Source organism: Paraburkholderia sp. Tr-20389, assembly GCF_017104565.1.
In the GTDB taxonomy this organism is placed as follows: Bacteria; Pseudomonadota; Gammaproteobacteria; order Burkholderiales; family Burkholderiaceae; genus Paraburkholderia.
Window position 1 is genome coordinate 1 of sequence record NZ_JAAGPD010000129.1, and the last position, 247, is coordinate 247.

Sequence of the window (247 nt, forward strand, 5' to 3'; positions counted from 1 at the left end):
CGCGGCGATGTTAACTTTCATCGCCATGCTGGTCGATGATCTGCGCCTGCTTGTTGAATCACAGCCGCCGCTCGAATGGGACCGGCTGGGCCAGCATCTGCCGTACGAATGGATCGAGTATGCAGTGCAGGCCAGTGGCAGTGCCAGCGTGCGTCGGCGTCGGCTGCCTGCGCAGCAGGTCGTATGGCTGGTGATTGCGCTGGCGTTGTACCGGCACCAGTCGATCAGCGAAGTCGTCGATGAACTG

Annotated in this window: 1 protein-coding gene; it reads left to right on the top strand. The window is 61.5% G+C overall.

The window, feature by feature from the left end:
- Positions 1-7 precede the first annotated feature (7 nt).
- Positions 8-247, top strand: a 240-nt coding sequence (locus tag G3N95_RS40440; RefSeq protein WP_205975651.1) for a transposase domain-containing protein, incomplete at its 3' end; no start/stop codon positions are given.